Annotated in this window: 19 protein-coding genes; 9 read left to right on the top strand and 10 right to left on the bottom strand. The window is 49.0% G+C overall.

The window, feature by feature from the left end:
* Nucleotides 1-1,350, top strand: coding sequence for an acetyl-CoA carboxylase biotin carboxylase subunit (gene accC / locus NG792_RS15545; RefSeq protein ID WP_261197744.1), 1,350 nt, complete (start codon nt 1-3; stop codon nt 1,348-1,350).
* A 244-nt stretch (nt 1,351-1,594) separates the two neighbouring features.
* Here the strand turns inward: accC and NG792_RS15540 are convergent, their stop codons facing one another.
* The gene (locus NG792_RS15540) at nt 1,595-1,879 is read right to left on the bottom strand and encodes a YggT family protein (RefSeq protein WP_254564425.1); all 285 of its coding nucleotides are present in this window, start codon (nt 1,877-1,879) and stop codon (nt 1,595-1,597) included.
* Nucleotides 1,880-2,081: 202 nt separating this feature from the next.
* Between NG792_RS15540 and psbX the strand changes: the two genes are divergently transcribed.
* From psbX to NG792_RS15520, 4 genes are all read left to right on the top strand, one after another.
* On the top strand, nt 2,082-2,201 hold the full coding sequence (gene psbX / locus NG792_RS15535) for a photosystem II reaction center X protein (protein ID WP_254564417.1): 120 nt from the start codon (nt 2,082-2,084) through the stop codon (nt 2,199-2,201).
* A 216-nt stretch (nt 2,202-2,417) separates the two neighbouring features.
* Complete coding sequence (locus NG792_RS15530) at nt 2,418-3,221, top strand: Ycf66 family protein (RefSeq protein WP_261235980.1); 804 nt, start codon at nt 2,418-2,420, stop codon at nt 3,219-3,221.
* Between the two features lie 135 nt (nt 3,222-3,356).
* The gene (locus NG792_RS15525; protein ID WP_261235979.1) at nt 3,357-3,929 is read left to right on the top strand and encodes a TolB family protein; all 573 of its coding nucleotides are present in this window, start codon (nt 3,357-3,359) and stop codon (nt 3,927-3,929) included.
* Nucleotides 3,930-4,170: 241 nt separating this feature from the next.
* Nucleotides 4,171-4,701, top strand: coding sequence for a TolB family protein (locus NG792_RS15520; protein ID WP_261235978.1), 531 nt, complete (start codon nt 4,171-4,173; stop codon nt 4,699-4,701).
* A gap of 136 nt (nt 4,702-4,837) precedes the next feature.
* Here NG792_RS15520 and NG792_RS15515 read toward each other — a convergent pair whose 3' ends face one another.
* The 3 genes from NG792_RS15515 to NG792_RS15505 all read right to left on the bottom strand — a co-directional run bounded on the left by NG792_RS15515 (nt 4,838) and on the right by NG792_RS15505 (nt 9,442).
* Nucleotides 4,838-5,857: a hypothetical protein gene (locus tag NG792_RS15515; RefSeq protein ID WP_261235977.1), complete on the bottom strand. Its 1,020-nt coding sequence runs from the start codon at nt 5,855-5,857 to the stop codon at nt 4,838-4,840.
* Between the two features lie 327 nt (nt 5,858-6,184).
* A complete protein-coding gene (locus NG792_RS15510) occupies nt 6,185-6,946 on the bottom strand; it encodes a hypothetical protein (protein WP_261235976.1) in 762 nt (253 codons plus the stop codon).
* A 138-nt stretch (nt 6,947-7,084) separates the two neighbouring features.
* On the bottom strand, nt 7,085-9,442 hold the full coding sequence (locus tag NG792_RS15505) for a glycoside hydrolase family 31 protein (protein ID WP_261235975.1): 2,358 nt from the start codon (nt 9,440-9,442) through the stop codon (nt 7,085-7,087).
* Nucleotides 9,443-9,932: 490 nt separating this feature from the next.
* Here NG792_RS15505 and NG792_RS15500 point away from each other — a divergent pair, with 490 nt between their 5' ends.
* From NG792_RS15500 to NG792_RS15490, 3 genes are all read left to right on the top strand, one after another.
* A complete protein-coding gene (locus tag NG792_RS15500; protein WP_261235974.1) occupies nt 9,933-10,838 on the top strand; it encodes a hypothetical protein in 906 nt (301 codons plus the stop codon).
* A 376-nt stretch (nt 10,839-11,214) separates the two neighbouring features.
* Entirely contained in the window at nt 11,215-12,060 is an 846-nt protein-coding gene (locus NG792_RS15495; RefSeq protein WP_261235973.1) for a hypothetical protein, read from the top strand.
* A 224-nt stretch (nt 12,061-12,284) separates the two neighbouring features.
* Complete coding sequence (locus tag NG792_RS15490; protein WP_261235972.1) at nt 12,285-13,028, top strand: LmeA family phospholipid-binding protein; 744 nt, start codon at nt 12,285-12,287, stop codon at nt 13,026-13,028.
* A gap of 121 nt (nt 13,029-13,149) precedes the next feature.
* Here the strand turns inward: NG792_RS15490 and NG792_RS15485 are convergent, their stop codons facing one another.
* From NG792_RS15485 to NG792_RS15460, 6 genes are all read right to left on the bottom strand, one after another.
* Nucleotides 13,150-15,384 carry a glycoside hydrolase gene (locus tag NG792_RS15485; protein ID WP_261235971.1) on the bottom strand — a complete coding sequence of 745 codons (2,235 nt, stop codon included), beginning with the start codon at nt 15,382-15,384 and terminating at the stop codon, nt 13,150-13,152.
* 121 nt (nt 15,385-15,505) lie between these two features.
* On the bottom strand, nt 15,506-15,748 hold the full coding sequence (locus NG792_RS15480) for a NifU family protein (RefSeq protein WP_261197733.1): 243 nt from the start codon (nt 15,746-15,748) through the stop codon (nt 15,506-15,508).
* A 205-nt stretch (nt 15,749-15,953) separates the two neighbouring features.
* Entirely contained in the window at nt 15,954-16,604 is a 651-nt protein-coding gene (locus NG792_RS15475; RefSeq protein ID WP_261197732.1) for a DUF3386 domain-containing protein, read from the bottom strand.
* A gap of 178 nt (nt 16,605-16,782) precedes the next feature.
* Nucleotides 16,783-18,144: a GAF domain-containing sensor histidine kinase gene (locus tag NG792_RS15470; protein WP_261235970.1), complete on the bottom strand. Its 1,362-nt coding sequence runs from the start codon at nt 18,142-18,144 to the stop codon at nt 16,783-16,785.
* A 497-nt stretch (nt 18,145-18,641) separates the two neighbouring features.
* On the bottom strand, nt 18,642-20,480 hold the full coding sequence (locus tag NG792_RS15465) for a GAF domain-containing sensor histidine kinase (protein WP_261235969.1): 1,839 nt from the start codon (nt 20,478-20,480) through the stop codon (nt 18,642-18,644).
* Between the two features lie 115 nt (nt 20,481-20,595).
* Nucleotides 20,596-20,826 (bottom strand): hypothetical protein, encoded by a 231-nt coding sequence (locus NG792_RS15460; RefSeq protein WP_261197729.1) that lies wholly within the window; start codon nt 20,824-20,826, stop codon nt 20,596-20,598.
* Nucleotides 20,827-21,495: 669 nt separating this feature from the next.
* On the opposite strand from NG792_RS15460, the gene lepA reads away from it, so the two are divergent.
* Nucleotides 21,496-23,307: a translation elongation factor 4 gene (gene lepA, locus NG792_RS15455; protein WP_261197728.1), complete on the top strand. Its 1,812-nt coding sequence runs from the start codon at nt 21,496-21,498 to the stop codon at nt 23,305-23,307.
* Nucleotides 23,308-23,587 lie beyond the last annotated feature (280 nt).

The raw sequence follows: 23,587 nt of genomic DNA, 5'->3' as shown, positions 1-23,587 counted from the left end.
ATGCAATTCTCCAAAGTTCTCATTGCCAATCGCGGCGAAATCGCCCTTCGGATTCTCCGGACCTGTGAAGAGATGGGGATTGCCACGGTTGCGGTACACTCCACCATAGACCGTCATGCTCTCCATGTCCAACTGGCAGATGAAGCGGTTTGTATTGGCGAACCTCCCAGTGCCAAAAGCTATCTGAATATTCCCAATATCATCTCTGCTGCTTTAACCATGAACGCCACGGCAATTCACCCGGGTTATGGCTTCCTCTCGGAAAATGCTCGGTTTGCCGAAATCTGCGCGGATCATCAGATTAGTTTTATCGGACCGACTCCCGAGGCGATGCGCGCAATGGGGGATAAGTCTACGGCGAAGGAAACCATGCAAAAGGCTGGAGTGCCGACGGTTCCGGGAAGCGATGGGTTAATTACCACGGAAAAAGATGCCCGGGAAATTGCCCAGAAAATCGGCTATCCGGTGATGATTAAGGCAACCGCTGGGGGTGGCGGACGAGGAATGCGGCTAGTCCGGGAAGACGGTGAACTGGGGAAACTGTTTGCAGCAGCGCAAGGGGAAGCCGAAGCGGCATTTGGGAATCCCGGGGTCTATTTAGAAAAATTTATCGAACGCCCTCGCCATATCGAGTTCCAAATCCTGGCGGATGCTCATGGTAATGTGATCCATTTGGGAGAACGGGAATGCTCGATTCAGCGCCGTCACCAAAAACTGCTGGAAGAAGCTCCCAGTCCGGCTCTAACGCCTAGCTTGCGCCAAAAAATGGGCAAGGCAGCGGTGAAGGCGGCGAAGTCGATTAATTATACGGGTGCTGGAACGATTGAGTTTCTGCTGGATCACACGGGTCACTTCTATTTTATGGAAATGAATACTCGGATCCAGGTGGAACACCCAGTGACGGAGATGATTACGGGGTTGGATTTGATTGCAGAACAGATTCGGATTGCTCAAGGGGAAAAACTGCGGCTGAGTCAGGACCAAGTGCAGTTACGGGGTCATGCGATCGAATGTCGGATTAATGCGGAAGACCCCGATCGCAATTTTCGCCCCTGTCCCGGACGGATTAACGGATTTTTACCCCCAGGCGGTCCCGGTGTGCGGATGGATTCCCATGTTTACACCGATTACGATATTCCCGCCTATTATGATTCCCTCATTGGCAAGTTGATTGTCTGGGGTTGCGATCGCCCTTCGGCCCTCAAACGCATGAGACGCGCCCTCCGTGAATGCGCCATCACCGGGGTCCCCACTACGATTCCCTTTCATCAGAAGATTTTGGAACATCCCGATTTTATTAAAGGGGATGTTTATACCAATTTTGTGGAACAGATGATGTCGAAGGGGTGAGGTTATTGGTCGTTGGTCATTGGTCATTTGTCATTTGTCATTTGTCCTTGGTGGATGGGGAGTTGGGGAAGTTGAGCGTGACTTGGCTGACGCCAAGTCACGCGGTAACGACTGAAGTCGTTACTACGAACAATTGAAGAGAACGACTGAAGTCGTTACTACGAAAATCTCCCTCATCAACATAAGACCAATGACCAATAACAAATGACCAATGACCAATGACAAATGACCAATGACCAATGACCTACATCATCATCCTCAACAACCCTTGCTGACCCAGCAGGATTTCTCGCAGGAGACTGATGATGCCGACCCAGATAATGGGGGTAATGTCTACACCGCCTAGGGGGGGGATGATTTTGCGGGTGGGGGCTAAGAAGGGTTCGGTGGGGAGGGCAATCAGGATCCAGGGAAATTTAGTGAGTTCGATTTGAGGATACCAGGTTAGGATAATCCGGAAAATGAAGCATAAGGTCATTATGACTAAGAGGGGGCCAATGATCCAACTGGCGATCGCTACCGATGTCATCATGAGTAAAAATTTAAGTTTTGTTACAACCTTGTTAACTCCATTGTATTTCAATCCCTGCCCCCTGGTGTAGCCCCTTGCTGTTGGTTCTACCCCTGAACCCCTAAGTCATAGAGTTTGGGAATTTCAATAAACTGGACTTCTCAACGCGGTAACGGTTTAATAAAATGATAGAAATGTAAATCTTGTTTAAGGAGATCCTATGACGCCATCACTCGCCAACCTTTTTTGGAGCCTCTTCTGGGGTGCAGTCCTGATCGTGATCCCCGCCACTGCTGCCCTGATCTTCATCAGCCAGAAAGATAAAGTGCAACGGTTCTAAACAGGTGAGCTCGATGGAAACCTCAGCTCACAGCGATCGCCACTCCATCTATAAAGGTTAGGCGATCTCTCTACGCTGAGGTTTCTTCGCTTACCCGGAAGGGCCAGGGTCCCAGAGAAAAGCCCAACTTATGCTCATCACAATCCAAGCGAATCAGGAGCAGGTGGAGATTTAGCGGGATACTCGCTAACATAAAAAAGATGAAGGAGAGAGCAGATGGTAAATTTTAGTCTCAACTTAGCGAGTATCGTCGGAATCGCGATCGCCATCGGTGGGGCCGGACTCTATGCCGTCCGCTCATGGCGTCCGGAACTATCGCGAGATACTGATCTATTTTTTGCAGCAGTGGGGTTACTTTGTGGCGGCATTCTGTTCTTTTACGGATGGCGCTTTGACCCGATTATGCAGTTTGGTCAGATTCTGCTGGGAGGGTCGGCAATCTACTTTGCCTTTGACAATATTCGGTTGCGTGGTGTCACCACCAACCAGGCGAAGCGGCAATCTGGGCGCATTGTAGATGATGAGCGTCCCGTGAGTAGTGTCTACCGAGTGGATGCGGAACTCGACGAAATCGAATCTTACGAGGAAAATCCCACCCGACGCCGAATCAAAGGCACTCAGGACCCAAGAGCGGCTCGCAATTCCTATTATGCGGATGAGGCCCCCAGACGTCCACCCAGTCGCCGGTCCCCTGCCGATCGCGCCAATCCCAGTACCCGTGCGCGTCGTCCCAGCTCAACGGAACGCCCCCCCACAGGTCCTTCCTATCCGGAATGGGAAGCATCGGTGGATACCACGGAGGAACGCACCTCTCGACGTCCCCCATCAAGTGCGGGAAGTTCGGGGAGTAGAAAACCCCCAGGTGCACGCCCCTCGCGGACGGCTCCCCCAGAGGAACGGACCCGCAGACCGGCTCCATCAGAAGAACCAGCACCCAGTGATTATGTAGATTATCAGCCGATCGACCCCTTAGAAGATGACGATCGCGAGCAAGATAATTCGGGGAATTTCGATTATTAAACAACCGGGGACAGAAACGGGCGATCAGGGGCAATTGATGGCGATCGCCCCTTTGTTAATTGATGTTAATTAATTCCGTCGGTGCCATTCCCCCCCAAATTGTGGCGTCCCTGTCCTCAACTGGGAAAAACCAAGGTGAACAGATTCGCTCCGAAAAACCTCATCCGCCACGGCCTAACCCTAGTTTTTGGGTTAAGTTTGGGCAGCTTTTTAGTCGGGTGCAACCCCACCAGTCTCCCGATCGGGCCAACTTCTATCAATAGTCGCTATACCGACGAACAGCCGTCCTTGAGTGCTAATGGGCGCTTTTTAGCCTTTGTTTCCAATCGCAATGGCAGCCGAAATATCTTGCTGTATGACTTACAAAATCGACAGTTTGCCGATTTACCGGGGTTGAACCGGCAAAATGCGATCGCGGATAGTCCCAGCATCAGCAACACCGCCCGTTATATCGTCTACCTCACCAACAATCAAGGCCGGTCCTCAGTGATTTTATACGATCGCATCACCCGAGGTTCTCAAGTCCTTTACCAACCCTATCAAGGGTGGATTCGCAATCCCAAAATTAGCCCCGACGGTCGTTATATCGTCTTTGAAAATGGCGGTCGTGGTCAATGGGATATCGAAGTTCTCGATCGCGGACCCAATATTGAATTAGACCTCATTGATGGCGTTCCCTCCGGTTTCTCCCTCAGTGGACCGCAGTAATTTTAAATTTTATCTCATTTGGAATCTCATATTGCACAAACCCGCACCCTCAAGGGTGGGGCTATACAGACAAAGCCCGCCTGCGCGGGCTAAAGAATAGACTTCTTGCAAAATTCTCTTAAGCCCCCCTTATTAAGGGGGGTTTGGGGGGATCAATCCGGATTTTTGCAAGAGGTCTAATAAAGTAGGTCTTTGAGAATCGGATTTGGTATCAGGGTCATTCCCCTTAAAAAACCGTGAAATGCTGAAGCGCTTTCTGTTCATTCCAATGGTTTCTCTGGTCAGTCTTTTGAGTAGCTGCACCACCTATCCGCGTCTGCTTAACTTTACCTTCGATCCCGCAGGACGGAGTTTAAATAGTCCCAGTGATGATATCACCCCGCAAATCTCGGGACGTTTTATCACCTTTGTTTCCGATCGCCAGGGACGACAAGATGTCTACCTCTTCGATGGTAACAATCGCCGCCTCGTCGATATCCCTGGATTAAACCAACTGGATATCCTCGCCTCCCACCCAGGCATCTCCGAAGATGGGCGCTATATCGTCTTTGCCGGAACCCGTCAGGGACAATCCGATATCTACCTCCACGATCGCGAAACCCGACAGTTACGCAACCTCACAGAAAATCTCAAAGCCGAAGTTCGGAATCCCGCCATCAGCGCTGATGGCAGTACCATTGCCTTTGAATCCAGCGCTAATGGACAATGGGATCTCATGATTATCGATGCGCGATCGGGTCAACCCCTCGACATCCCGATCTCTCCCCGCTAACCCACATCATTCCCCAGTTAGTAGTAACCACTTGCTGTCGTTATCCCTCTTAGTTTGGAGTAACGACTTGCTGTCGTTTCCGGGTTATTGCATCCTAGCCGAGTCATTCCGGGTTTTATTGCCATGATGACAGCAGTTAAATCAAGGGATAAACACCTCCAAAGTTAGAATAAGCAGAGAAGGTAAGGGCATAGTTGGTATTTTCATTGGCGGCGAAAACGCGGATATAATAACTCCCTTCCACTAAATTGCCACTGAGTGAGGTGTTGGGTCCTCCAAAACCGCTTGGCCCTCTCAATCCATTGGCCCCAGCCATAAAGACTTCTTCCGGCTGAAGAATTCCATCTTGATTAGCATCCCGGTAAACTTCTAAACCCACTTGCCAGCCCGAGATAGACCCGTTGAAACTGATGTTCTGATTCACATGAAACCGATAGTAATCATTCAGGTCATCGGGAGACCCTACTACATCATTATAAGTGATGTTAAAGTTGCTCAAAGCCATTCCCATGTCAGCATTCAGGGTATCCCCAGTGTCGGGAGAGAGGGGTTCAAAGGACACAGGTTCATCCAAGGGGGGAATTTCCGGCAGAGGTCTGGGGGGTTCCGCAGTGCCGCCCCCTGGCCATATTGGGGGGGCTGGCAAAGAGGTTTGCACCGGGGAGGTTAAATTGCCAACCACTGGGGAATCCATTAAGGGATCAAGATTAGGAGGCAGGGGTAGGATTTCACCAGATGCTGAGGGAGGGGGTGCGATCGCCATCGGTTCTATCGTGGCAATTCCCGGGCGTCCTTCCTGGAATCCAAAGGTCCGGAAATGTTCAAATAGTTGTTCGTTTGTCTCAATTCCGGCGGCACTTAAGTCGGGATGAGCATTTTGATAAAAAGCCGCATCAAACTGTTGTGAAAACTGCCGTCCCTCGCTTACCCCTACACCCTGCAAATGTTCCAATAATTGCCGGTTGGTCGTTAAACCTGCTGATTCTAAGTCGGGATTGTTCCGACGATAAACGTTGAGATCGACCCAGGGAGAAAATGCCCGTTCCTCATCTAGCCCAAAATTTAGCCAGTGTTCCCTGAGTTGAGTCTCATCTAAATTTTGTAAATCTGAGGAGTTAGCTCGATAAAATTGGGGGTCAAATAGGTTGACAACCATTGCATACCTCTCTATGAATTCCTTAAAGTTCTTTTAGGGGGAATCCGGGACGAGCGATCGCCCAACTCCCCGGAAAGGCTGAACTGTCAGACATCGCCAATCCCGAGTTGATTAACGGAAGGGCTGGCGACTAAATATAGGGTAACATACGGACTGGGTGGACGCTTTCAAGGAGCGATCGCCTAGTCCGGGGGTACAGTAAAGGTTAGAAACCAGGTTTCTTAACCTAATTTGTTGCTAATTACCCACATTTGGCTTAAGAAACCTGCTTTCTTGTCCTAGCTTCTTTAATAATGATGTTGCCTTGGAGAGGAGATTGGTCTAAGTTTAATGTGCCAACTGTATCGGCTCTAAATGATGACAGTACAATTCATCCAAAGACAGACTAACTTTCAACAAAATCCCGCGCACTAGACGATGTTCATTCTCAATCCACCAGGAAGCGTTATCTACCTGGGAAATCGCCGTATCCAAGCGCGATCGCAAGAACGGTGACCAATCTGTGCATAACTCCGACCCCTGAAAATAAGCGATCGCTTGGTCCCGAATTTCCCTCCCTCTTTTAATTTCATCTTTCTTCCCCATCAACGGTGGCAACGGTAAAGTTTCCTGGATGGGACTATCCATAACTTCCAAAACTTGCCGTTCTTTGGTCAGAATAACCTCGGATAATAAAACAGAGGTGGCCTGTTCTATCGCGGTCCAGACGGGTCCTAACTTCCGAATCGTGGTCTGGATATCCTTTAATTCCACATAAACTTCTTGAACAAATAAAGTCGCCGATTGATTAAACCCATGAAACGGGTCAATTTTAAAATTTTTCGTCGGCAACTGATTAATTTCTCCCTCAAACCGTTGCCAAAACCGTTGGAAAAGCACCGTGATTCCCCCGAGGTTTTTATCTAAAATAAAAGCTTTACTCAGCTTCATCACCTCCTCGATATTCACCATATCCACGGACATTTCTAAATAAGACCCGAGGGAATTCGTCGGGTCCCACTTAAATTTTTTAATCGGCAATCGGCTAATTTTTGGTTCTAGCAGTTCTATCCCGGGAAGGACCAAAGGGGGATGGGGTAAGTCAGACATGGTAAATTGAGAACGGCAAATTGAGACTGTTATTAAAATTTTAAGGCTATCTAATCCCCAAATGTTCTTTTAATCTCGGGTTCTGAATGTAGGGGCCATTAATCTACGGCCCCTCTAACTGGGGATGGATCAATGCTGTTAGAGTAGGAATCGTAATTGCCGATCGCCTTCATCATCCATAAAGCGCTGTTCCCCAAATCCTAGGACTTCAATCACTACCTCTCGGGGGGGTGGGGTCCAATTTCCTGTGCGGGCGGAGATATTGAATACCAGTTCTTGTGCAGACTGCTGTAATGTATAGGTGGTCATCACTTGACTGCCGGTTTCATAGTCTAAGCTATGACCATCATCTTCATAGAGGACAAAGGTTTTGTGCAAGGTTTCCAGCCCCGTCACCGGCCAGACTCGAACTGTAAGACGCTCTAGGGGACGTTCGTCGGCATATTGCATCACCGGACCCAGTGGTATAATTGCCCCGGCGGGAACAAACAGGGGCATTCGTTCCAATGGTGCATCGGCTAAAATATATCCCGGTCCTTGGTGTTGCTCTCCGGTCCACCAATTATACCAAACTCCCGAAGGTAAATAAACCGCCCGACATTGGACGCCGGGACGATACACTGGGGCGGCCATCAGGGACGGTCCCAGCATTACCTGGTCTTGAATTTGATAAGTTTGAGGTTCATTGGGGAAATGATACAGTAAAGGCCGCAAAATCGGTGCTCCGGTGGTTGCCGCTTCCCAGAACAAGCTATACAAGTAAGGAAGCAACTGATAGCGTAATTCGATGTATTCGCGACAGATCCGTTCCACGCGATCGCCAAAAACCCAGGGTTCATGACGGGCTGTATTTAACGCGGAATGCGCCCGCATTAAGGGATAGAGCATTCCCACCTGCATCCATCGGGCAAACAGTTCAGCGGTGGCATTTCCGGCAAATCCGCCAATATCACAACCGACGAAAGCGACGCCGGATAAGCCCATATTACATAACATTGGCAGGGACATTTCCAAATGTTCCCAGAGGGATTGATTATCCCCCATCCAGACTGAGGACCAGCGTTGAATTCCTGCAAATCCCGATCGCGTTAGCACAAACGATCGCTGATTCGGTCGATGTCGTCGCAATCCTTGATAGCAGGACTTTGCCATCATCTGACCATAGAGATTATGCACTTCTAAATGGGTGGCGCGGTCTTCTGGCGGTCCTTGTAGTGCATCTAAGGGAAACCAAATTTTATGGCCGTCATCTCCAAAGGGACGGTTTTCGATCGCCGGTTCGTTCATATCATTCCAAATTCCGGCAATCCCGATATCGGTGAGGGTTTTGTGCCAGTCTCCCCACCACTGTTGGACATCCGGATTCAGGAAATCGGGAAACACGGCTTTATCGGGCCACACATACCCGTGAAAGATTGAACCATCAGGGTTGCGAACGAAATAGTCGCGATCGCGTCCTTCGTCGAAGACTGGGTAATCTCCCTCGGGTTCATATTTCACCCCCGGATCGATAATGGTGACGGTTTTGAACCCATTCTCACGCAACTCGGCAATCAGTTTCGCCGCGTCTGGGAAGCGTTTCGGACTCCAGGTAAAGACGCGATATCCGCGCATATAGTCGATATCTAAGTGAATGACATCGCAGGGAATTCGGCGATCGCGAAAGGTTTGGGCCAACTCTCGCACTTCGGTTTCGGAGTCGTAACTCCAGCGGCATTGGTGATATCCCAGCGCCCATTTGGGCGGCATCGGCATCCGGCCCGTAAGCTGAGTATAAGTTGCTAGAATTTCTGCGGGTTCAGGACCGTAGATGATATAATAGTCCAGCTCACCGCCTCGGGTTTCCATACTCCAGACCCCGGGTTGGGATGCACCTAAATCAAATTGGCTCCAAAAGGTGGTGTTGAAAAAGATGCCATATCCGACGCCGGGACGCAGCGCCATGAAGAAGGGAATGGCCTGATACATTTCATCGGTGAGGATATCATAATCTAGGGCATCGGTGGTCCAGTTGGTTCGGACTTGCGATCGCTGATCTAACAATCCCGTGCGTTCCCCAAACCCATAGAAATGTTCCCCTGCTTCGATTTGTTTCCAGTTAGCAACGGCCCCTTGCCGCCAGCTTATCCCCGGGTCCATATCTCGGGCAAAGGGTTGGTCCTGGCGGTCAAAACAAGTGAGGCGACAGGGATTGTGAGCGACTGCCACCCGTATTCGGTCCGTGATAATTTCTGTAGAATCGGGATGCTGCTGTACCGTTAACGCCACTGGAGGCCAGTCCTCCTCCTGAGTCACGGCCCACGATCGCGGGTGAGACAGTGCTCCAGTTGGGGACATTCGCACGCGGATTAAATTCGGGGCCACTGCGTTAATCACAAGGGTTTGACTCCCACAATTAAAGTAAATGTGGTTTTCAAGTTCCTTGACCGTTTGCACCGATGGGAGGCTGGTCCAAGGCTGTTCTGTTGTGGGAAGTTTTCCAAAATATTGGGGCATATTAATTTAATTCAAAATTCAAAGAACTAAGCAAACTCTAGAGCATCTTTTTATTTTATAAAATTTTTGCAATATTGCTTTCCCGAACTGATACGGAATCCGGTTTTCAAAGACCTATAAAAACCCACACCCTCAAGGGTGGGTCTACAGGGACAAAGCCTGCCTCAGCCCGCTATGGGATAAAAACGACTTTTAACAAGCGGATTTGGTATGAGATAGGTCTAAATCTAGCCAGTTTTATTTAAACTATTTCAACCGGGTTCGCCCAGGTAAAGGCTCAAGATTCATTTCCCCTCATTTGGATACCTAATTGGAGAGAGGCTAAAACTCCTCTGTGGATAGAGGCGATCCCCGGGTTATTCTTCCTATTATAAATTTACCTAACAAATAAATACTCAGTAGCCGACCCTCAACGTAGGAATTGCCAGAAATTAATTCGGCCCTTCTACGAGCCAGGGGTTATAACAGTAAATTAGGAGCCCAGAAAATTATGATTATTAAGGGAATAAAAGGCGGCCTTCGCACCAGTGTTCTAGCGTTGGGACTATTTGCCCTGTTGTTACCAGCTTGTCAGCAAGATAACCAAGGCTACAATGAGACCGAGCAGCAACCTACAACCACCGAATACGAAGAGTCGAGACCCCCAGCGCCGGGAAAAGAACCGATAGGGACGAGTCCGGGACAACCGGGAATGACCACGGGAGAAGGCTCGACGGCAATGGAGGGGGATAAACTGGCGGCTACCACCGAAAATATCTCCTCTAATCCAGAAAACTTTATCGGTCAAACCGTGAATGTGCGTGGAGATGTGGCCGAAATGGGTACCTCTCGTGACACCTTTTTAATGAGTGATGACCGCGCTGTAGGGGGGAATGGGATTCTGGTCATCAATTCTACCGGCGCGCCCTTTGCAATTCCTGATGCTGATGATATGCGGGTCCAAGTGACTGGAGAAGTCCGTCAATTCCGCAGGGAGGAGATCAATTCAGAGTTCGGATTTAACTTAGATCCGCAGTTGTATAGTGAGTATGAGGATCAACCGGCGATCGTGGCTAAGTCTATGGCCCTGTCTCCGAACGCGGACCAAGTGTCTGACAATCCCGATGCCTTCTTGAATCGCTCGGTTGCGATGGAGGGCCAAGTGGGTGAAATGTTAGCGCCTAATACCTTTAGTTTCGAGGGTGACAAGGTGATTGTGATCAATGCTGACCAAGGGCAGATCATCCCAGAAAATCGCGATATTGTGGTCACTGGGGAACTGCGCCCCTTGGATATGGCGGCGTTGCAAAGTGAGTATAATTTAAACTGGGATGCTGAAATGCAACAACGCATCCAGTCTGAGTATAGCGATCGCCTTGTATTAGTAGCCGATGGGTTCTATCCTACGGCTCAATAAATTGACCCTCGGGCTCATCAGGGGGAGCGATCGCCCCCTCCTAGGAGTCTCAATCAATCCTGAACACATCGCCCCTACTAGGCGATCGGCTTCAGGATTCTGTTCGGTTTGGATAACTCGGTTCAAGTCAAATCCCGGCCTTTGGCCCGGGACCCAACCCCCTCTCCCAAAGGCGGTTCATGTGGGAGTCGATCATCACATCTACTCTTTTAGAAAGAGGATGAAAACTCTTCTAAAGATAGAGGAAGAATCTCCTAGTTAGTGAACACAATAGAAATGAAGTCCAGTTTAAATAAACAGGCCGGTTTTTTCAAAATGAAGATCCCAAACCGGAGGACTCATTTTAAATAATCAGTCAACTAGAGGTTACCTCAATATGCTTAATAATTTAACCCCGCTCAAAAATAAAACCCGCATGGGAAATAAGATGGGAGTGGCGATCGCCTTAGCCTTGATGACCGCTACCTTGGTTCCCGGTTTACCTAGAAAAGCCGCAGCCCAAATGGGAACTGAACCCGCCAATTCTTCCGTACTTACCCTCGAAAATGTTGCCGGTTCCCCGGAAGAATTTTATGGACAGACGGTGACCATTCGAGGCGATTTCAAAGAAAGCATCGACGATAATGCTTTTAAACTTACTCGGGGTGGATTTTTATTCTTTGGCGGCTCAGAAGTCTTAGTCGTTAACAATACTGGACAACCCCTTGTCCCCCCTGAGAATGAAAATATTTCCCTTCAGGTGACAGGTGAAGTCCGACAAATGCGAGTTGCGGAACTTGAGAAAGATTTTGGCTGGGATTTTTGGAATCCGGATCAGTATGTCGAATATGACCAGAGACCTGTAATTGTCGCCGAATCCATTGCCTTAGCCCCGGATCCGAGCCAGATTGCAGACAATCCAGAAGAGTTTTACGGGCGAACCATTGCGGTAGAAGGGGAACTCAATGAGTATTTTAACTTCAATGCCATGTTATTACAACAAGATAAGTTAATTGGTGGCGGAGATGTTCTGGTGTTACTTCCCCCAGAAGCTAACCGGATTAATGCCGGAGAAGATATCGTTGTGACGGGTGAAGTTCGTCCCTTTGTCATGGCAGACATAGAGAGAGATTTGGATATCAGAGGGTGGACTCCCGAGATGCAAAGACTCTTATCTGAGGAGTTTGAAAACCGTCCCGTGATGTTGGCTGAAAACGTTTATCAGGTTGGGGAGGAAGATTAAGATCACGTCTAGCTAAACTGAGGTAAATCTCAAGAGACCTCTTGCAGTATTTTGCTAGAGGTCTTCTTGAGATGAGAGCGATTCTGAGTGAGTTTAGCTAAATTTGACCTAACTCTGCGGAGAGATTTAAAATTAACGTTAAATTAACCCAATAGACAGAACTCAGAACAGAGGCGATCGCTTATGGTGAATATACACCCTATAATTACTGAGAACTCACCCCGATGATTCAAGAAGAGTCCCTACAGGATCGCGCTATTAATGCCGCCGCCAAATTAGCGATTTCCAGTCAAGTTGATGATTTTAAAACCCTGGATGTTTCGGTGCAGTCTGACCCCGCTAAGTTATTGAGCGGCGAGTTAGAAACCGTGGAAATTTCCGGGGAAGGGATGGTGATGAAACAAGAGTTAAGAATGGAAAAGCTGGATATAAAAACCGGAAAAATATCCGTCAATCCTTTCTTGGCCGCCCTCGGAAATATTCAATTAGAAGAACCCACAGAAGCCACGGTTGCAGTGGTTTTGAATGAAGAGGATATTAAGGGAGCCTTTGATTCAGATTTTATTCAAGAAAAACTTCAGAATTTTGCCATCACCGTTGATGGCAAACCCCTGACTTTGGACGCTCAACAGGTTGATTTTAGCCTTCCCGGTGAGGGTAAAGTCCGACTCAGTATCGGCGTCTTGTTCCGGGAAACCGGAGAAACTCGTCAGGTAGAATTTACTGCCATACCGGAGGTCCAAGCCGATGGAACTGGGGCGCGTTTACGGGAAATTGAGTACCTGGATGGCAATGAACTCTCCCCAGAAATGACCCAGGCGTTATTGAAAAAATGCGAATATCTGCTCAATATTTCTAATTTTGAGCTATCCTCGGGAATGTCGGTCCGGCTGCGAGGATTGAGGATTGTTCCGGGTCAAGTTCACCTAGATGCTCACGCTTATATTGAGGAAATTCCCCAGGGTTAAATGCTTAAAATTAAGGAGTGGGAGCATCTTTCTCCCTATAGCTGAACGGAAGAAAAAGGCTCTCACTCCTTTCCGGAATTGTCTCCGGAATTGTCAAATTCATTTAGACTAGCGATCGCAATTACGGCATTTGAAGGGGAATTAAATGATCCTCGGTGACCCCATCTTGGAATTGACCTCCATTAGATAAGACCAGCATTAAGTGGATGGTCCAATCGGGATCCGTGGGTAAATCGGCCCAGGGAATGGCGATTTCTAGGCATTTATTTAAGGCGACTTGGGCGCGACCCTTGCGGGGATGCCACTGATGATGGTCCCGGGCTTGTTGGAACGATACCGATTGACTCACTAAGTTAATGCCGAGATGGTGATGGAAGAGGTAGTTAAAGGGTTCGCGATCGGGTCTTTGTGATAAAGGCATGGGACTGATACTCATCGGGCGATCGGGATAGTACCACAACAAATTTAATTCCGGGGGGCAATCTTTGCCGATTTCTGTCCCGGTTTTAAAATCAATTCGCAGATAGAAATGCAGGTGATCGACCCCATACCACACCCGCTGAATGGCACTGCTGCGATGCATGGTCCCCCGGGCACCGCCGATTTCGATCCGACCGGCTTTATCCCAGTCCTGTTCGTCTCCGATGCCATCAATAATCGGATGGATGAAACTTTGTGGACGGCGATCGCCTTCTCGTTCATGGTCTTCCACCGGGGATAGGACATTCTCGGGAACTGGCTCACCAAGTGCCTGATAAATCGCCGCTAGATGTTCCCGGAACAACTGATCGAACATCGCATCTTGGTTAGAGGAATGACCTTCGCCAAACCACCAGAACCAATCCGAACCCTCAGCCGCATACAACGCTTCCCAGGCTTCCGGATTAGCTTCTTCCGTTGCTTCTGGATGTTGGGCCAGCATCTGCCGCGCCGGTTGTAACAAATCCCAGGCTTTATTTTTTGCCTGGTCGCCGATCCAGGTTGTGAGACTGCCATCAACCCAAGAGCCACTATGTAGACGATTGCTGGGTAGGGCCGCCGTGGGAGGGAATTTCTCGATAAACTCCGCCACGGTGACTAACTCAATCCCCTGATGATGACTCAGCTTCTCATAGAGGGAATTTAAGAACGGTTCACCATCTCGCTGATAAAATTCCCAGCAGTTTTCTCCATCCAGGGCGATGGTGACTAACCAAGGCTGTTCTAACCCAGTTTCTGGACCGGCTGCTTGTCGCTGTTTCAGGGAATAAGCGATCGCCTCTAAATGCCCCACCAAATCCGATGCCGCCCGCCTCGGTTCCATCGCACCATAAGTAAACCCAATCAAATCCGATAAGCGATGGTCCCGGAATACAATCGATAAATCCCCTTGGGGTGTTTCTAACCGATAAGGACGATACAAATATTCCGGTTCAAACAGATTCCCCGCGCCATCCCGATGGAAAAAGTGCTGCAAAGTCCAGCCTAAAACTGCTTCATCGGAACAGATCCATTTAAACCCTTGTTCAGCAATATAGGGTAAAATCTCAGGACTGACCGCCTGTTCCGAAGGCCATAACCCCCGGGGATTTTGTCCGAATCGCTCTTGATACATTGTCCAAGCTTTGCTTAAGTGACGGGGAATATCTTCCGACCACTGGAAGCGATGCTGGGGTAATTCCATATTGGGAATCGCCACCCGACCGGCATTAGTATCGGCCAGTAAGGGTAAAATTGGATGAGTATAAGGGGAAGTAATCACCTCCAACTGGCCCGCTTCCTGCATCTGACGATGTTGGGGGATAATTTTGCTGATAATCTCACGCTGCTTGGAATAGATGCGCTGGCGATCGCTCAGGGTGAAATTCCGGCCTTGTTTTAACCATCCTTCAATCTCGGGGTCATCCCAAAAGATCGGGTCAATCCAGGCGAGATTGTGCCATGCCAGCAAATCGCCATAGTCGCGATCGCCCCAATGTTCCAAACACCATCCCCGGCCCTCGTGCTGCCGTTGAGCGTACAATTCAGCATACCGGGGATGGGGATCGACTAAGGTGCGATGGTTCCCATCAAAGAAATGCTCAACAATAAAATGTTTTTGTTCCAGGGTAAGCTGGTTTTCTGGAGTGAGGGCGGCAGTCAGGTAAGGATCAAATGCCGTGCCTTCGATATAGTCTTCTAGCTGTAAAATTAAGGACGGTACTAAGTTCACGGTTTGACGGAGTTTAGGATACCGACTCAAGATCAGCACTAAATCTAAATAATCTTTTGTGCCGTGCAGACGCACCCAAGGCAATCGATACTGCCCCCCAATTCGGCTTTTATAGAGGGGCTGATGCTGATGCCAAATAAAGGCTACATAGAGCGGGTGAGGCATAGTAAGAAGAAGTGATGAGGACAGGAGATGGCGATCGCCCGTTAGGGTTGAGTAGTTCTTCGCACAGACTGCTTGCTGTGAACATTCTTTACCCTCGGGCGATCGTCAATTCCTTCTGAACTTACAGCACTTGTTCCACTTCAGCAATCTCAGGGATGCATTCGCGCAATTTGCGTTCGATCCCCATTCTTAAAGTCATGGCAGAACTCGGGCAGGATCCGCAGGCGCCTTGGAGTCGCAGCTTGACAATTGGACCCTCCAGTTCTACCAGTTCGACATTTCCGCCATCCGCCATCAAGTAGGGGCGCAGTCCATCTAATACAGATTCGACATTTTCCGAAGTTAGTGCCATTGTTTCAGACATAAATTCTCCTGGTTCTAGGTTTACGGTCCTGTGCACATTTTAACGGTTCTGGGTAAAAGCCGGGATAGGGTAAGGGGCGATCGCGTTTAGGAAGAGGAGGAATTTTGGAGGTGAACCACAGATTTCACGGATTTTCACGGAGGGGAGAGGTTCGCAACGTCTGGGGGGTCCAAGAATTCGGGCCACCCCAGACCCTGTTGCTGCCTTAAACCATTGCGGGTTCTAAGAGTTTAATGCTGGAGAATTTGAACTCAGTAGTAGTTACGGTGTCATTTTCTTTGGAGTGGATGACTTGATGGGTCATCAGGTAATAATCTCCAAATTTGTCGTAGGTATCCTCAAAGTCGAGTTCTCGGATCAGGTCGTTCGTTTGAGCATTGCGGAATACGACATGATAGCGGGTGGCAACATAGCCTTCGCCAGTATCCAGACTTTCTGCGGTATCAATCGTAAACGCCATGCGGCCCATGACTCGGCTGACTTGGCAGATTTCGGTCCCTCGGATTTTGTAGTTAGACCCCATCGCATCCCCTTTGACCAGGATTTCTATGGCATCGGTGTCATCGGATTCCCCAGCGCTAAAGCTGTTTTTGCCGTGGGCGTCCTCAAATTGGCTCCGTTTGCGGTGGGTGACGATATCCCGCAATTGGGTATAGACGCTTTGTTGCACTTCTTCGTTGTCGATTCCGCTGACTTCTACGGTGAGGTCACCTTTAATGTGAATTTGGCCGGTATAGGTTTCTTCTGCCTGTTTGACTTGGAGTTCGGCCCGATATCCGGGAAAGTTAGAGTCCCATGTGTAACGGTTTTCGTAGGCTGCCCGAAATAAATCACGGGGGTTAGCTTGTTCTGTCATGTTTGCCCTTAGTTTCTCAATGTTGACCTTCTTTTAGGGTACAAGCTGACTGGGCTGGTTGTGGTATCGGTGTAGAGGGAATCGCCGTCTGGGGTTTACCGAGTCCGGGGGTAAAGCCCAGGGAAGACAAACTAAGTTTTTTACCAAATTTCTGCATTTGTGTCCCTGAAGACCTGCACTATCGGCGTTCTTCTCGGATAGGAGTGGAATGGAGGTTGAGGGAGGGGCTAATCTCCGGGGAGGATTTAGAACTTAAGCAGGGGGCAGCTAGGGGCAGATTCACGGTGACGGTTGAGCCGAGTCCTTCCCCCATACTATAAAAGTGAATCTCACCGCCCATACCTTCGATAATTTTTTTGGATAGGGATAGACCTAGACCTGTGCCGGGGTAGGGACTGGTATAGGCTTCATGAACTCGAAAAAACGGTTCAAAGAGTCGCGATTGATATTCTAGGGGAACGCCGATTCCCGTATCGGAAATGCGAATTTCTACCCGATTGGGATGGTCTCCCTCGTCGTTCAGCACTTTGTGAGTGAAGGTTTCGGCTTCGATAGTTATGCCACCTTGGTGGGTAAATTTAATCGCATTGCCCACTAGATTTAACATGACTTGAAGCAACTGTTTTTCATTTCCTTGTAAGAAAATATTGCGGGAATTAGAGGGCTGAGTAATTTTAAAAGTGAGCTGTTTAGATTCAATTTGATTGAAGGCACAGCGCTCAATGTTTTGTAAAAGCTTATGTAAATTAATGGGAGTGAGTTCTAGTTCTAGGATGGGAATGGTTTTGGGTTTATTGAAATCCAAAACGTCATTAATCATGTGGAGGAAGTGGAGGGCGCTATGGTGAGCTTCATGGATAAATTCCCGTTGTTCTTCGGTATCGTCTACCATATCATCGAGAATGAGTTGCAGAAATCCGATGATATGGTTGAGGGGAGTGCGGAATTCGTGGGAAATTTTGCCCAAAAAATCATGTTTGAGGCGGGCGGCTTCTTGGGCTTGTTGTCGGGCTTCTTGGAGTTGGTGATAGAGGGTAGCGGAGGCGATCGCACTGCCTGCTTGTTTGGCAACGTCTTGCACTAATTCGATTTCTGCCTCACGCCACAGGAGGGGACAATGCTCTCGATGAATCCTGGATTTATGGACTTGATGATACAAGACGATCGCGCCATTGGGTCGATCTTCATAGGCTGTGGGAACAATCAAAGTAGAATAGCGATCGCCATTTTCTTGGGGTAGAGTTGTATCCACGAGGACAGGTTCAAGGGTGGCGATCGCCCTGCCAATTTCTGGACATTCCTCTAGTCTGACTTCCCATCCCAACATCGAAGGCATTGCCTGTTGCTGATACTCAGCTACCACCTTTAAGGGCCGATTCTCGTCCTGATAAGAATAAATAATACAACGGCTTGCACCCAGTCCACTCCCTAAATCGCGGGCAGTTTGCTGCCAAATTCGCTCCAAGTTAGACGTGCGATGAATACTTTTAGCAATTTGTAGTAGGAGCTGTTGTGATTTTTTGGATTGTTTCTCAGACATGACACCCTTCCCCTAATCGGCTCAATTTGCCGAACGTTGCATAATATTTTTTATCATCATTAAAGACTCGTCAGTATTGATTCTAATCGCTTTGGGAGGATTATTCAGTCAAATCCCTGAGAAAGAAGCGCCGGAGAGTCAACCTGCAAACTGGCTACCCGAAAGCGGTATATATTCAAGTCCACTGGAATTTTTGCACGATCTTTCTCTCCATGACCAGTGTCTTGCGGTATCTTTATAAAATCTTTAGGAAGGATAATTTAAGAATAATCTTCTGTCAACCGTATAATTACGGAATTGATTAGGGTTGAGGCGATTTAACCCGAGGGCGATCATGTAAAGATATCGTGAAGCTCCCTACCTCGGGTCTGGCGCGATCGCCCATCTCGCCATCCAAAAACCCATTCGTCTTTCGGGACAATATTCCATCCCAATCCCCGGAAATTCCTGCCCTAATTTACAGTCTTGTTTTTTCCGGGAATCCTGGGAGGAACCCCTTAAAGCAATAAATCAATGGACTCGGAGTTTGGAGTAAAAATCATCACGGGTTTTTGATAGAGCAAGACTGTAAAAGTCACCGTCGAACCGAGTCCTTCACCCATGCTATAAAAATTGACTTCTCCCCCCATTGCTTCAATCAACCTTTGGGAAATCGCCAGTCCTAATCCGGTCCCCCCATATCGTCGGGTTCGTTCACCATCCACTTGAGAAAACGATTGAAACAGTTTATCTTGTTGATCCAGAGAAACGCCGATGCCGGTGTCAGCAACGGCTATAGAGACCATTCCTGGAAATTCTTGGTCTTGAAAAAATACCGGGTATTCGATAATTTCAGCGGTAATCGTGATTCCCCCTTCATGGGTAAACTTAATGGCATTTCCGACTAAATTAAACAGAACCTGTAACAACCGTTGATAGTTTCCATAGAGAATAATTTCATCTTCCGTGCGGGGTTTATAAACCTGGAAACTTAAATTCTTTTGCTGTCCGTGAGCGCGAGCATGATTTTCAATTCCGCTTAAAAGTTCATCAAGTTTCACCGGAACTAAATCGAGTTCCATCTTGCCTGCTTCAATTTTGGCAATATCCAAAACATCATTAATTAAATTGAGCAAATGGACGGCACTGCGATAGGCTTCTTTAATAAATTCTTGCTTTTCTTCTTCATCTTCGGCCATATCATCCACAATTAATTTGAGGAACCCGATAATGCCATTGAGGGGAGTCCGCAGTTCGTGGGAGGTATTGGCAAGAAACTGACTTTTGATCTGGGAAATTTCTTCGGCTTTTTGACGAGCTTCTTCTAATTCTTCATAGAGGGTGGCATGGGCGATCGCCGTGCCGACTTGTTCGGCGAGTTCCTGGACTAACTCAATTTCGCCCATACTCCAGGGACGCGCGGGGGTGGTTTTGGGGGATTCCGCCGGATGTGCATCCAACTGTTGAGCGGTGAGGATGCCTGGGCGATCGAGACAAATTAAGCCATTGGGGCGATCTTGGTAGCTCGTCGCCACGACTAACATAGACTCAGGACCCGAGGCGATCGCCTCCTCATGACCCACAATCACTGCCCCTTGAGTCAGCAAAACCTGGTTCAGAGAAGGATGCTCCGCCAGATAGAGGTCCTGCCCTTGGAGGGGCAGTAAGGGTGGAGTGATGTACTCTGCCACCACCCGCACTTTTGGGTTTCCCAGTTGGTAGGGACAGATAATACAACGACTGACCCCCAATGCTAACCCCAAACCCTGGACGGTTTCGTTCCAGATCGTATTGAGGTCCAGGGTGCGGCGGATCTTGCGCGCCATTTCCCCCAGAAGTTTTTGATAGAGTTCCGAACCCGGAGGCAAAGTCCGGCGAATACTGCCTAAAATGCTATTGAGGAATTTGTGATGCCGATCTAAGTGATTCAGCGCGATCGCCTGGGAATTGCTGGATTGCTCCTGCTGCCCCCACAGGAGCGCATTGGGCAGTAACCGTCCGATCACCAGCACTTCGAGCGGTTCTCCTTGAGGCGGAAAAATCGGACTGATTGCCAGTTCAAATAAGAAGTATTGATCGCCATAGCGAAACGGATAGCTAAACCGCTCAGGAATTCGGGAGTTTAACACCCGCTCCACCCGTTCTAAATAAGGGGTGATGCTTAAGGGTTTAAAACGCTCTCCCACGAAAGTGCCGACGATTTCCTGGGAATTTAACCCGTAATTTTCAGCATTTGACCAATAAAATCCTCGATATAAACCCGAGGCATCTTGAGTAAATGCCAGTTGTGCTCCTAGCGATCGCAACCAACTAGAATCATTTTCCGCAGGATAAGCAGGGGGTGTAGAGTCATTCACGGCACGGGAAAAATCATCACCGAAAGGGCATCACTAGGGTTTCAAAACCCCTTATTTTTGCACATCCTGAGCTGAGGCAATTCATAAATGCCCCGACTAGAACCGGCATGGAATCTCAATCATTCCACTCTCCACGGGGGGGAACCGGAGGATTGCGGGTCAAATTGCGCGTTAATTCATCATCGCGACTGGCGTCCCCCCGTAACCATTGTCGCAGGGCGGTTTCAATGACTTTGCTCGGATCGTTGGTCAAATGACTGACGCGATCGAGCAGTTCGGGATCGATATGGATCGAAATCTCTACTTTTTCGGGGTTGCGACTATATTGCACAGCCTGATCGTTCATACAGTTCTAAATTTCTTAACTGAGGTATAAGGTGACAGGTCTCTGGGGAAAGAGTGCCAGTTCAAAATTCAAGTTCCGCGCACTCAATACGGCTCTGGTGAGTCGGCAGTGAAGAACCGCAGGAGAACTCAGGTAGATCAGTACCGGAGAATCCCTGCGATGTCATCCTATCTATTGTACGATGCTGCTTCCAATCTATCTACTGAGATTGAGCCATCTTGGGGGATAACGGGATGATTCCCGTGGGTCGTTAGCGTTAGCGCGATCGCCAGCAATCACTCCTAGCTAACACCGGGTTTGTAGCGAACTTGAGCAAGGGTTAGGCTCTCTTAAAGTCCCTAACCAGCATCTTGGCGGCTCACCCTTGAGCGGTTGAGTTGTTTTTCCAGCCAACCGGGTTGCAATGGGCGGTAGTGGGTTTAGAGCCTCGATGCTATCACAGAATTAAATTCTGTTAATAATCACGGCGCAAATGCGATCGTCCGATCGCCAATGGGGAAACTGCTCAAAGGGGGACCGTCTGGACCCGAAAAGTATTAAAATGTGTTAAGAAATAGGGTGAGGGCAAGGGAATCGCCGGGGTCTAAGTGACCGGGGGTGACAACCCTTGTTTAAACCATCTTGCCCATTGCATCCGAAGCCTATCGCGCCGATAACTGACAAAAGCGTATGACCGACGTTCCTGTATCTCGCATTCGTAACTTTTCAATCATTGCTCATATCGACCACGGAAAATCCACCTTGGCCGACCGTCTCCTCCAGGTGACCGGCACAGTGGAAAAACGGGCCATGAAGCAACAGTTCCTCGATAACATGGAACTGGAACGGGAGCGCGGCATCACGATTAAGCTGCAAGCGGCCCGGATGAACTATCAGGCAAAAGATGGGGAAAAATACGTCCTCAATTTAATCGATACCCCGGGTCACGTGGATTTTTCCTACGAAGTCTCCCGGTCCTTGGCCGCTTGTGAAGGGGCGCTGTTGGTGGTGGATGCTTCCCAAGGGGTAGAGGCCCAAACCCTAGCTAACCTGTATTTGGCCCTGGAATACGATTTAGCAATTATTCCAGTTTTGAATAAAATTGACCTGCCCGGAGCAGAACCGGAACGGGTTAAAAATGAAATTGAACAAATCATAGGTCTCGATTGCTCCAATGCCATTCTCGCTTCGGCGAAAGAGGGGATCGGGGTGGATGAGATTTTGGAGGCGATCGTCAATCGGATCCCCGCGCCCAAAGATACGGTGAATGCTCCCTTGCGCGCCTTGATTTTCGATAGTTATTACGATGCCTATCGCGGGGCGATCGCCTATTTTAGGGTGATGGATGGGACTCTCAAAAAAGGCGATCGCGTCCGACTCATGGTCGCCGGGAAGGAATACGATGCCGATGAAATCGGCGTCCTCTCCCCCACCCAACAACCCCTAGACGAACTTCACGCCGGGGAAGTGGGCTATCTCGCCGCCGCCATCAAAACTGTAGAAGATGCCCGGGTTGGGGATACCATCACCTTGGCTAAAGAACCGGCAGAAACCCCCCTACCGGGCTACACCGAAGCGAACCCGATGGTCTTCTGTGGCCTATTTCCCACGGATGCAGACCAATTTGAGGACCTGCGCGAAGCCCTGCAACGCCTCAAACTCAACGATGCCGCCCTCTCTTATGAACCGGAAACCTCCAGCGCGATGGGGTTTGGGTTCCGCTGCGGATTCCTGGGACTGCTGCACATGGAAATCGTCCAGGAACGCCTAGAACGGGAGTATGACCTGGATTTAATTACCACTGCTCCCTCGGTGGTTTATCTGGTGACCAAAATCAACGGGGAAAAGGTTTACGTTGATAATCCCAGTCTTTTGCCCGGTCCTCAAGAACGGGAAAAAATCGAGGAGCCTTATGTGCGGGTGGAGATGATTACCCCAGAAACCTACGTTGGGGCTTTGATGGAACTCTGTCAAACTCGCCGTGGGGAGTTTACGGATATGAAGTACCTGACCCCGGACCGGACCACGTTGGTGTATGAGTTGCCGTTGGCGGAGGTGGTGACGGACTTTTTTGACCAGATGAAGTCGCGATCGCGCGGGTATGCCAGCATGGAATATCACGTCATCGGCTACCGGGAGAATCCGTTGGTGCGGATGGATATTTTGATTAAAAATGACCTGGTGGATGCCCTAGCGATGATTGTCCATCGCGACAAAGCCTATGTCATGGGCCGCGCCTTGGTGGAAAAACTCAAGGAACTGATCCCCCGCCATCAATTTAAGGTCCCACTCCAAGCCTCGATTGGGTCTCGGGTGATTGCCAGTGAAAATATTCCCGCCCTGCGGAAGGATGTGTTAGCCAAATGTTATGGGGGGGATATTTCCCGGAAGAAGAAACTGCTGAAAAAGCAAGCTAAGGGTAAGAAACGCCTCAAGGCGATCGGGACCGTGGATGTCCCCCAGGAAGCATTTATGGCTGTCCTCAAGCTTGATCGGAGTTAAAACAGGGAGTTTTAAGGGTTATATAGCAATTTTCACATTCATGAAATACGTCTATTCGCTCCCCCCTAGCCCCCCTTGGAAAGAGGGAAACCTGAGAAAGTCCCCCTGTTCCAGGGGGGAAACCCAGAAAGTCCCCCTTGATAAGGGGGATTTAGGGGGATCCTGACTGGAATTGACCCACAAGAGAAAGGCCATATAACAAAACGTAAAGTTTTAATTAACTTTGCTTCAAAAGCGCCAAAAAGGGCGCTTTTTTTGTTATTTTAAGAAAGAAATTAAC

The organism is Laspinema olomoucense D3b (assembly GCF_025370785.1).
GTDB classification, from domain to species: domain Bacteria; phylum Cyanobacteriota; class Cyanobacteriia; order Cyanobacteriales; family Laspinemataceae; genus Laspinema; species Laspinema olomoucense.
The sequence above is the reverse complement of the archived record's forward strand: the minus strand, read 5'-3'. Positions and strand labels throughout refer to the sequence as shown.

What these genes read in the sequence shown, in the direction of transcription:
- accC (WP_261197744.1), top strand. Translation starts at nt 1, where the DNA reads ATGCAATTCTCCAAAGTTCTCATTGCCAATCGCGGCGAAATCGCCCTT.
- NG792_RS15540 (WP_254564425.1), bottom strand. Translation starts at nt 1,879, where the DNA reads ATGACATCGGTAGCGATCGCCAGTTGGATCATTGGCCCCCTCTTAGTC.
- psbX (WP_254564417.1), top strand. Translation starts at nt 2,082, where the DNA reads ATGACGCCATCACTCGCCAACCTTTTTTGGAGCCTCTTCTGGGGTGCA.
- NG792_RS15530 (WP_261235980.1), top strand. Translation starts at nt 2,418, where the DNA reads ATGGTAAATTTTAGTCTCAACTTAGCGAGTATCGTCGGAATCGCGATC.
- NG792_RS15520 (WP_261235978.1), top strand. Translation starts at nt 4,171, where the DNA reads ATGCTGAAGCGCTTTCTGTTCATTCCAATGGTTTCTCTGGTCAGTCTT.
- NG792_RS15515 (WP_261235977.1), bottom strand. Translation starts at nt 5,857, where the DNA reads ATGGTTGTCAACCTATTTGACCCCCAATTTTATCGAGCTAACTCCTCA.
- NG792_RS15510 (WP_261235976.1), bottom strand. Translation starts at nt 6,946, where the DNA reads ATGTCTGACTTACCCCATCCCCCTTTGGTCCTTCCCGGGATAGAACTG.
- NG792_RS15505 (WP_261235975.1), bottom strand. Translation starts at nt 9,442, where the DNA reads ATGCCCCAATATTTTGGAAAACTTCCCACAACAGAACAGCCTTGGACC.
- NG792_RS15500 (WP_261235974.1), top strand. Translation starts at nt 9,933, where the DNA reads ATGATTATTAAGGGAATAAAAGGCGGCCTTCGCACCAGTGTTCTAGCG.
- NG792_RS15495 (WP_261235973.1), top strand. Translation starts at nt 11,215, where the DNA reads ATGCTTAATAATTTAACCCCGCTCAAAAATAAAACCCGCATGGGAAAT.
- NG792_RS15490 (WP_261235972.1), top strand. Translation starts at nt 12,285, where the DNA reads ATGATTCAAGAAGAGTCCCTACAGGATCGCGCTATTAATGCCGCCGCC.
- NG792_RS15485 (WP_261235971.1), bottom strand. Translation starts at nt 15,384, where the DNA reads ATGCCTCACCCGCTCTATGTAGCCTTTATTTGGCATCAGCATCAGCCC.
- NG792_RS15480 (WP_261197733.1), bottom strand. Translation starts at nt 15,748, where the DNA reads ATGTCTGAAACAATGGCACTAACTTCGGAAAATGTCGAATCTGTATTA.
- NG792_RS15475 (WP_261197732.1), bottom strand. Translation starts at nt 16,604, where the DNA reads ATGACAGAACAAGCTAACCCCCGTGATTTATTTCGGGCAGCCTACGAA.
- NG792_RS15470 (WP_261235970.1), bottom strand. Translation starts at nt 18,144, where the DNA reads ATGTCTGAGAAACAATCCAAAAAATCACAACAGCTCCTACTACAAATT.
- NG792_RS15460 (WP_261197729.1), bottom strand. Translation starts at nt 20,826, where the DNA reads ATGAACGATCAGGCTGTGCAATATAGTCGCAACCCCGAAAAAGTAGAG.
- lepA (WP_261197728.1), top strand. Translation starts at nt 21,496, where the DNA reads ATGACCGACGTTCCTGTATCTCGCATTCGTAACTTTTCAATCATTGCT.